Here is an 8,786-nt window from a genome sequence, read left to right on the forward strand (position 1 = left end):
TCGTTGGCGGTCCGGCCCCCTCGGGGCCGGAGGCAGTGCGCCATAAGGTGTCAGGCGTCAGGCGCCTTGGCAAGCCTCCTTGCGTCGCCGCCGACCGAGCCCCCTCGGCTAGCGTGAGGCGAGGCTCTGGTGGGGCAGGTCGAGCACCTGGCCCGGCTGGATGATATCGCCGTTGAGGCCGTTGACCTGGCGGATCTGGGAGACGCTGACGCCTTGGCGCGAGGCGATGGCCGAGAGGCTGTCGCCCTGCTGCACCACGTAGCTCTCCGCGTCGCCGGCCGGCGACGCCGGGGTGTCCAGGCGTGCCATCAGGGTGTCGGCACGGTCGGCGGGCACCAGCAGGACCCGGGCCTGGTTGGGATGCGCGGTGCCGTTGGTCAGCGCCGGGTTGAGCTCGGCGAGTTCGCTGCTGGTAACGCCGGAGAGGCGGGCGGCCTCGTCCAGGGCCAGGGGGCGCTCCACGGGGATCTTGGCGAAGGCCGGAGCGTCCTCGATCTCGGGGAGGGCGACCTGGAACTGCTCCGGATCGTTGATGATCGCAGCGATGGCCTTGAGCTTGGGCACGTAGTTCATGGTCTCCCGGGGCAGCGAGAGGCTCCAGTAGTCGCCGGTCTCGCCGCGGGACAGGGCGGCGCTGCGCGCCCGGTTCACGGTGCCCGCGCCGGCGTTGTAGGCGGCCAGCGACAGCTCGAGGTCGCCGTCGTACCACTGCTCGGCCTGCAGCTCGAGGTAGTCCAGGGCGGCGCGGGTCGAGGCGACCACGTCCAACCGGCCATCGTAGCCCCCCGCCCGGCGCAGGCCCAGGGCATCGCCGGTGCCGGGCATGAACTGCCACAGGCCGGCGGCCCCGCGGTGGCTGCGGGCGGTGGGGTCGAAGGAGCTCTCCACGAAGGGAATCAGGGCGATCTCGCCGGGGAGGTCGCGCTCCTCGACCTGCTCGATGATCCAGGCCAGCCAGGGCCGCGCCCGCTCGGTGATCTCGACGATATTGTGGGGACTGGCGCGGTAGTGGTCGATCCACTGCTGCACCCGCGGCTCGCTCAGCTCATCCTGCCACTGGAAGCTGGCGCGCAGCCGGCTCCAGGCGTCACGCGGTTCCAGGGCCAGGGCGTCCCAGAAGTGGGGCGTCGCCGGCAGCGCCGCCCGGGTCAGTTCGGTCTGGGCGGCGGCGCGCTTCTCGGGGGAGAGGGGAGCGGCCTGGCTGCTGACGCCGGCCATCAGGGCGCCAAGGAGCGCCGTGGCGCTGGCCAGGCCGATGAGCTTGCGTCGCTGGGTGTGGTAGGTCATCCGGAAGGTTTCCTCCTGGTCGTGAGCGGTCCCGCCGACAGCGGGTTCAACCGCATGACGTCCAATCGGGGCAGTGTCAGAAATGGTCTTTCCAGGCGCGCAGGGTGGCGAAGGTCGCCTCCTCGCTGTCGGTATTGCCCTGGCTCGAGGCCGCATGGCGCACGGCGGCGTCACCGGCGCGCAGGAAAGGGTTGATGCGTTTCTCTCTTGCCAGAGTGCTCGGCAGCGTCGGGCGGTACAGGTCCCGGGTGCGCTGACACTCCTCCATGGCTCGGGTCACTTCCGGATTGTGGGGGTCGGCGGCCAACGCGAAGCGCAGGTTGGCCAGGGTATATTCATGGGCGGCAAACACCAGGGTGTCGTCCGGCAGGGCCGCCAGCCGGGTCAGGGAGGCGTGCATCTGCTCGGGGGTGCCCTCGAAGAGGCGCCCGCACCCGGCGCTGAACAGCGTATCGCCGCAGAACAGCAGCGGCGGAATCCCGGCGGTGAAGAAGGCGATATGATCGAGGGTGTGGCCGGGTACCTCGTGGACCTCGAAGAGCCGCCCCATCACGCGAATCTCGTCGCCGTCGCCCACGCGCTCGTCGATCCCGGCGATCTTCGGGTTGTCGGGGCCGATCACCCGCGGCGCATAGCGCGCGATCAGCTCGGGCAGCCCGCCGGTATGATCCGGATGGTGATGGGTGATCAGCACGGTGCCGAGGGTCAGGCCCTCGCGCTCGATCAACTCGATCACCGGTGCGGCATCGCCCGGGTCGACCACGCAGATCTCGGAACTCGTATCCTGGCGCAGCAGCCAGATATAGTTATCGTCAAACGCGGGAATCGGTGTCACGCTCAACATGGGCATGGCGTCCTGAGGGGGCATGAACGGGTCGCAAAATCCGCCTAGAATGGAGGAAAGTCCTGGCTATGTCAATTTCTCCCAGCACTTCTGACCTGGCTGCGCTAGTGCGCGACGGGCGTCGCTTCTGGGCCAGTCCGGCCGGTGAGGGGCTGCGGCATGCCGAGCGCGCCTGCCTGGGGCCGGTCTGCGAGCGGCTCTTCGGGGCCCACAGCCTGGAGCTCGGCATGGCCCATCACCTGGCCGACATGTGCCCGGTGCGTCATGCCATGGTCTGGGCGCCCACACGGGAGCTGGCCGAATCCTCCTCGACCCTCGTCTGCCCGCCGGATGCCCTGCCGCTGCCCGATGACTGCCTGAGCCTGGTGGTGATTCACCATCTGCTGGAAGTCGTGCAGGACCCGCATCATATGCTTCAGGAGGCCGCGCGGGTGACCCGCGACGATGGCCGCCTGATCATCTTCGGCTGGATGCCTCTCTCGGCCGGTGGGCTGCCCAGGGTCTGGCCGTCCCGGCGACGCCGACTGCCGTGGCGGGGCCATTGGCGTACCCCCGCACGGCTCGGGGACTGGCTGGCATTTGTCGACTTCGAGATCGAGCGGGTAGACTACTGCGGCTTTCACTTGCCCGGTGCGCTGCCGCGCAACGCCCTGCTCGAGACATTGGGGCGTCGCCACAACCTGCCGCTGGGCGACAGCTACATGATCCAGGCGGAGCGCCGCCCTCAGCTCGCCCAGACCCAGGGGTCCCGGCTTGGCTTCTCGCAACCCTTCGGCGGGGCCGCACTGGGGGCCACGCGGCTCGAAGCGCGGCGCCTGATGCCGGAACAGGAAAGGATGACCGAGGTTGACTGAGACACAGGATGAGGCCCTCCCCGAAGTGACCATCTACACCGATGGCGCCTGTCGCGGGAATCCCGGCCCCGGCGGCTGGGGGGTGCTGATGAGGAGCGGCCAGCACGAGAAGGCCCTCAACGGCTTCGAGGCGCGCACCACCAACAACCGCATGGAACTGATGGCGGCGATCATGGCCCTGCGGGAGCTCAAGCGCCCCTGTCATGTGCAGCTCTGGACCGACTCGGAGTACCTGCGCCGCGGGATTACCGAGTGGATCCATAACTGGGTCAAGCGCAACTGGAAGACCGCGGGCCGCCAGCCGGTGAAGAACGCCGAGCTGTGGCGGGAACTGCTCGAGGAGACCCGCCGGCACCGCATCGACTGGCACTGGGTCAAGGGGCACAGCGGCCACCCCGGCAACGAGCGCGCCGACCAGCTGGCCAATCAGGCCATCGACGCGGCCCGTTCCAGCGCCTGATCCCCCGAGCTGCGCCCGACTCGCGCTTACCCGCCGCGCACCATCCCCGGCCTGCAGAGGACACCCCATGCGCCAGATCATTCTCGACACCGAGACCACCGGCATCGATCCCCGCGAGGGCCATCGCCTGATCGAGATCGGCGCGGTGGAGATGGTCAATCGCCGCCTTACCGGCAACACCTACCATCAGTACATCAATCCGCAGCGCGAGATCGAGGCCGAGGCAGTGGCCGTCCACGGCATCACCAACGAGCGGGTGGCCGACGAACCGGTATTCGCCGAGGTCGCCGACGCCTTCTGGGCCTTCATCGAGGGGGCGGAGCTGGTCATCCACAACGCCCCCTTCGACGTGGGCTTCATCGACCACGAGCTGGCGATGCTTCACCAGTCCCGCGGCGAGCCCCGCCTGGGGCCGGTGGCCGACCGCTGCCGGGTCCTCGATACCCTGAAGCTGGCCCGCGACAAGCATCCCGGCCAGCGCAACAGCCTCGATGCCCTGTGCAAGCGCTACGAGATCGACAACGGCCACCGGGTGCTCCATGGGGCGCTGCTGGATGCCGAGATCCTCGCCGACGTCTACCTGGCGATGACCGGCGGGCAAACGGCGCTGTCGCTGGATGCCAGCGGCGGCGGGGAAGGCGGGGCCAGTGCCGGCGGCGGGATGGCCATTCGCCGCCTGGCCCTGGCGCCGGGGCGACTCACGGTGGTGAGACCCAGCGAGGAAGAGCTGGCGGCCCATCGCGCCACCCTGTCGCGGATCCGCGAGGCGGCGGGAGAGTGCCACTGGGACCAACTGGGCGGTGGGGCCCCCCACTGATGCTGCGCCGCGAGCTGCCCCAGGAGGTCGAATCGGGCGCGGTGATCCGGCTGGCCGATGGGCGTATCGCGCCGGGTCCCGACGGCGGGCTGCTGCAGGCGGCGCAGCCCTGGACGCCGGCCATGCAGCCGCTCTGCTACTGGAACGACGAACCGGTGGCCCTGTCGCTGGAGGAGGAACCCGGCGAAGCGTGGCTGGACGGGCGTGACTGGCTCGCCAGGCTGCCCGAGTCGCGCTTCTCCCTGCTCTCCACGGCGCTGCAGGTGGGCGCCTGGCTGCGCGATCACCGCTTCTGCGGGCGCTGTGGCGCGCCGGCCCGGCGGCTCGACGCCGAGTTCGCCATGCACTGTCACGGCTGTGGTCATCGCAACTACCCGCGCATCTCGCCGTGCATCATTACCCTGGTGACGCACGGCGACGCCCTGCTGCTGGCGCGCAGCCCCCGCTTCCCGCCGGGGCGCTACTCCACCCTGGCCGGCTTCATCGAGCCCGGCGAGTCCGCCGAGGAGGCGGTGCGCCGCGAGATCTTCGAGGAGGTTGGGCTGTCGGTGGGGCGTGTCCGCTATTTTCGCAGCCAGGCCTGGCCCTTTCCCCACTCGCTGATGCTGGGGTTCTTCGCGGAGGCGGCCAGCCGGCGCATCCGTATCGACGGGGTGGAGATCGCCGATGCGGCCTGGTTCTCGCCGCGCCGGCTGCCCCAGCTGCCGCCGCTCTACTCGATCTCGCGGGCGCTGATCGAGATGCACCTGGCCGAGGTGGCCTCGCGCTAGAACGCCTCGGGTCGCCCCGAGGCGGGGCGAAGCCCCGGGCTGGCGGGGGGCTGGTCAGTGGTTGGGGAAGAGGCTGGTCAGCCGGGTCGCGAGCATGACGTTGCCGGTCGCCTTGAGCCTGCCGGTCATGAAGGCGGTCATGCCGTTGACCTCGCCGCTCATGATGCCCTTGAGGGTGTCGGTGGAGAGGCTCAGGCTCACCGAGGGGTCGTCATGCTCGCCCTCCTGGATCGCCAGGCTGCCATCCTTGACCACCAGATAGTGGCTGCCGGCGTCGCTGAAGTGAAACTGGAAGACCTCATCCATGCCCTGGGCGGCCTGGGCATCGAAACGGGACTGCAGCTTGTCGAAGGTGGAGAGGGTCATCGGGGCTCCTGTGGGTGGGGGGGCAACGTCCATCAGACTATTTCAAACGGTTGTTTTATTCAAGCGCCAGGACGGTAAGCGGCGCTGCCGCCAGCGAGCGGCCCGGACACGGAGCGGTGGAGGCTAAACATGAACGATTGGCTGGCCAATTTCGGCATGTTCCTGGCCCAGGTGTTGAGCCTGGTGGTGATCATCGGCCTGGCGGTGGCGTTGCTGGCCCGGGTGCGCGGCGAGGTCGCCGACCGAACTCGGCTCAGGGTCGACGAACTCAACCATTCCCGGGACTATCGGCGTCGCCGCCTGGCCCTGGCCGCCAGCGAACCCGGCGCCCGCAAGCGCCTGGTCAAGGCCTTTCGCCGCGAGGACAAGGTGCGCGACAAGAGCGGCCGCAAGGGCGAGGCGGGGCGTCGCCCGGTGGCCTGGGTGATCGACTTCCACGGCGATATCCGCGCCAGCGCCACCGGGCGTCTGGCCGAGGAGGTCTCGGCGCTGATCGAGGCCGCCGACAAGGGCGATGAGGTAATCGTGCGCCTGGAGTCCGCCGGCGGGCTGGTGCATGCCTATGGCCTGGCGGCCGCCGAGTTGGATCGCCTGCGCGAGGCCGGCCTCAAGACCACGGTCTGCGTCGACAAGGTGGCGGCCAGCGGTGGTTACCTGATGGCCTGCGGGGCCGATCAGCTGCGGGCGGCACCCCTCGCGGTGGTGGGCTCCATCGGTGTGGTGGCGCAGATCCCCAACGTGCACCGATTGCTCAAGCGCCATGACATCGATGTGGAGGTGCTGACCGCCGGTCGCTACAAGCGCACCCTGACCGTGCTCGGCGAGAACACCGAGGAGGGGCGCGAGAAGTTCGTCGAGGACCTGGAGGGCATCCACGAGCTGTTCAAGCGGCACGTGGCGGAGCGCCGCCCGGGCCTGGACATCGAGGCCGTTGCCACCGGCGAGACCTGGTATGGCCGCGAGGCAGTGGAGCGTGGTCTGGTGGACGCCCTGGGGACCAGCGAAGCCTATCTGATGGAGCGCATGAAGGAGGCCCGCGTCATCCGGCTACGCCTGGAGCCCCGGCGCCGGCTGGCGGACCGCGTCGGGGCTGCGGTCTCCGCGGGGGTGGAGCGTGCCGTGGAGAGGGGGCTCGAGGCGCTGGAGAACAGCCGCTGGCACCGACGCTAGTCGGCCAGCCCCAGCCGCCCGAGGGCCTCGATGATGGTCTTCGCCCCGTCTCCATGCAGCGAATAGTAGATCGTCTGGGACGCACGCCGGGTCGTCACCAGGTTCTCCCGGCGCAGGATCGCCAGGTGTTGGGAGAGCGCCGACTGGCTCAGGGCCAGCTGACGATTCAGCTCGGTCACCGAGAGTTCCTGGCCGTCCAGCAGGCAGAGGATCCGCAGCCGGTTGTCGTTGGCCAAGGCCTTTAGCAGGTCGCTGGCCTGGTCGATGGCCGCGTCGCCTCCGCCGAGAAGTCTTGCCGCGGTGCTGTTGGAGTCATTCATGTGGGTACCCCCGCCCTGGCAGGTGCTGAAGATGGCATGCCGTGGTGCTGCCGTGCGGCCGCTCCCGTCTCGCCGCTCCCTGGCGAGCGTGCTTTCCTGATTTAGCACTTGTGATTAAAGCATAGACTACCCGTTCGAGGGCGGAAGGGCGCTCGCCGCGTTGAGTCAGGGTTGGTGACGCGTCGCGTTGTTGACAATGTGACCCCTAAACTCTCCGCCTTTTGTCGAAAGTTAGCCTATGGTATGAGGGCAGCGGCGACATTCTGCATTACAGTGTCAACAATTTCCCGATGCCATTGACCTGCAGCAGGACGATCATGAGCAACTACGCCAACGAGTTTTGCCGCTCCATCGAGCAGCCCGAGGCCTTCTGGGCCGAGCAGGCCCGTCGTATCCCCTGGTTCACGCCGCCTTCCACCATTCTCCAGTATGACGAGGCGAATCATGCCCGCTGGTTTGTCGACGGCGAGTTGAACATCGCCTACGCCGCCCTGGATCATCACGTGGAGCAGGGGCGCGGCGATCAGCCGGCGATCTTCTGGGACTCTCCGGTCACCGACAGCAAGCGCACCCTGACCTATCGCGAGATGCGCGACCAGGTGGCCCGTTTCGCCGGCGCCCTGAAGGGGCTGGGCGTTGAGAAGGGCGATCGCGTGGTCATCTACATGCCGATGGTGCCCGAGGCGCTGGTCGCCATGTATGCCTGCGCGCGCCTGGGGGCCGTGCACTCCGTGGTGTTCGGCGGTTTTGCGCCCCATGAGCTGGCGGTGCGTATCGAGGATGCCGCGCCCAAGGTGGTAGTGGCCGCCTCCTGCGGGGTCGAGGTCAACAAGGTGCTGCCCTACAAGCCGATCATCGATGCGGCCATCGAGCAGAGTGCCCACAAGCCCGATGCCTGCGTGGTGTTCCAGCGCGAGCAGCAGCCCGCCGAGCTGGGGCCGCGCGATCACGACTGGGCGACCCTGGTCGAGTCCGCCGAGCCTGCCGAGTGCGTGCCGGTCAAGGGCAGCGACCCGCTTTACGTGCTCTACACCTCCGGCACGACGGGCAAGCCCAAGGGTGTGGTGCGTGACACCGGCGGCTATGCCGTGGCGCTGGCCTACTCCATGGACACCATCTACGACATTGCGCCGGGCGAGGTCTTCTTCTCCGCCTCCGACGTGGGCTGGGTGGTGGGGCACTCCTATATCGTCTATGCCCCGCTGCTGCGCGGGGCCACCAGCGTGGTCTACGAGGGCAAGCCGGTGAAGACCCCGGACGCCGGAGCCTTCTGGCGCCTGATCGAGGAGTACCGGGTCAAGAGCTTCTTCACGGCGCCCACCGCCTTCCGCGCCATCAAGAAGGAGGACCCCGACGGCAAGCTGCTGGCCCAGTACGATATCTCCTGCCTCAAGGCACTGTTCCTGGCCGGCGAACGCCTCGACCCGCCCACCTTCCACTGGCGGGCAGCGCCACCGTGCCGGTCCCCGGGTTCGATGTGCAGATCCTTGATCGCGAGGGCGAGCGGGTAGGGCCCATGGAGCAGGGCAGCGTGGTGATCAAGCAGCCCATGCCGCCAGGCTGCCTGGTGGGAGTCTGGGGTGATCCCCAGCGCTTCCATGCGGCCTACATGGCCGCCTTCCCCGGCTACTACCTGACCGGCGATGGCGGCTACGTGGACGAGGATGGCTACCTGTTCATCATGGGGCGCACCGACGACGTCATCAATGTGGCGGGGCATCGCCTCTCCACCGGCGAGATGGAGGAGGTGGTGGGCGCCCACCCGGCGGTGGCCGAGTGCGCGGTCATCGGCATCCACGATGCCCTCAAGGGCCAGCTGCCCGTGGGTCTGGTGATTCCCAAGGATGGCTTCGAGGGTCGCGAGGACGACCTGGAGCAGGAGCTGGTGGCGCTGGTGC

The 8,786-nt window shown here is 68.7% G+C and carries 9 protein-coding genes and 1 pseudogene; 6 read left to right on the forward strand and 4 right to left on the reverse strand.

Going from position 1 to position 8,786, the window contains the following annotated elements:
• Positions 1-108: 108 nt before the first annotated feature.
• Positions 109-1,287, reverse strand: coding sequence for a transglycosylase SLT domain-containing protein (locus tag J5F18_RS11560; protein WP_346298776.1), 1,179 nt, complete (start codon positions 1,285-1,287; stop codon positions 109-111).
• 76 nt (positions 1,288-1,363) lie between these two features.
• Positions 1,364-2,131 carry a hydroxyacylglutathione hydrolase gene (gene gloB, locus J5F18_RS11565; protein WP_346298777.1) on the reverse strand — a complete coding sequence of 256 codons (768 nt, stop codon included), beginning with the start codon at positions 2,129-2,131 and terminating at the stop codon, positions 1,364-1,366.
• 68 nt (positions 2,132-2,199) lie between these two features.
• On the opposite strand from gloB, the gene J5F18_RS11570 reads away from it, so the two are divergent.
• The 4 genes from J5F18_RS11570 to nudC all read left to right on the forward strand — a co-directional run bounded on the left by J5F18_RS11570 (position 2,200) and on the right by nudC (position 5,032).
• Positions 2,200-2,985, forward strand: a complete 786-nt coding sequence (locus J5F18_RS11570) for a methyltransferase domain-containing protein (protein ID WP_346298778.1) — start codon at positions 2,200-2,202, stop codon at positions 2,983-2,985.
• Positions 2,978-3,445 carry a ribonuclease HI gene (rnhA, locus tag J5F18_RS11575; RefSeq protein ID WP_346298779.1) on the forward strand — a complete coding sequence of 156 codons (468 nt, stop codon included), beginning with the start codon at positions 2,978-2,980 and terminating at the stop codon, positions 3,443-3,445. The genes J5F18_RS11570 and rnhA overlap by 8 nt, the downstream gene beginning before the upstream one ends.
• A 67-nt stretch (positions 3,446-3,512) precedes the next feature.
• On the forward strand, positions 3,513-4,262 hold the full coding sequence (gene dnaQ / locus J5F18_RS11580; protein ID WP_346298780.1) for a DNA polymerase III subunit epsilon: 750 nt from the start codon (positions 3,513-3,515) through the stop codon (positions 4,260-4,262).
• A complete protein-coding gene (gene nudC, locus J5F18_RS11585) occupies positions 4,262-5,032 on the forward strand; it encodes an NAD(+) diphosphatase (protein WP_346298781.1) in 771 nt (256 codons plus the stop codon). Before dnaQ ends, nudC begins: the two co-directional genes overlap by 1 nt.
• 54 nt (positions 5,033-5,086) lie before the next feature.
• On the opposite strand, the gene J5F18_RS11590 is transcribed toward nudC, so the two are convergent.
• Positions 5,087-5,398: an SCP2 sterol-binding domain-containing protein gene (locus J5F18_RS11590; protein WP_346298782.1), complete on the reverse strand. Its 312-nt coding sequence runs from the start codon at positions 5,396-5,398 to the stop codon at positions 5,087-5,089.
• 129 nt (positions 5,399-5,527) lie between these two features.
• Between J5F18_RS11590 and sohB the strand changes: the two genes are divergently transcribed.
• On the forward strand, positions 5,528-6,568 hold the full coding sequence (gene sohB, locus J5F18_RS11595) for a protease SohB (protein ID WP_346298783.1): 1,041 nt from the start codon (positions 5,528-5,530) through the stop codon (positions 6,566-6,568).
• Here sohB and J5F18_RS11600 read toward each other — a convergent pair.
• The gene (locus tag J5F18_RS11600; RefSeq protein ID WP_346298784.1) at positions 6,565-6,888 is read right to left on the reverse strand and encodes a metalloregulator ArsR/SmtB family transcription factor; all 324 of its coding nucleotides are present in this window, start codon (positions 6,886-6,888) and stop codon (positions 6,565-6,567) included. The genes sohB and J5F18_RS11600 overlap by 4 nt on opposite strands.
• A 317-nt stretch (positions 6,889-7,205) precedes the next feature.
• Between J5F18_RS11600 and J5F18_RS11605 the strand changes: the two are divergent.
• A pseudogene (locus J5F18_RS11605) lies at positions 7,206-8,786 on the forward strand (AMP-binding protein); the annotation flags it as partial.

Source organism: Halomonas sp. BM-2019, assembly GCF_017584085.1.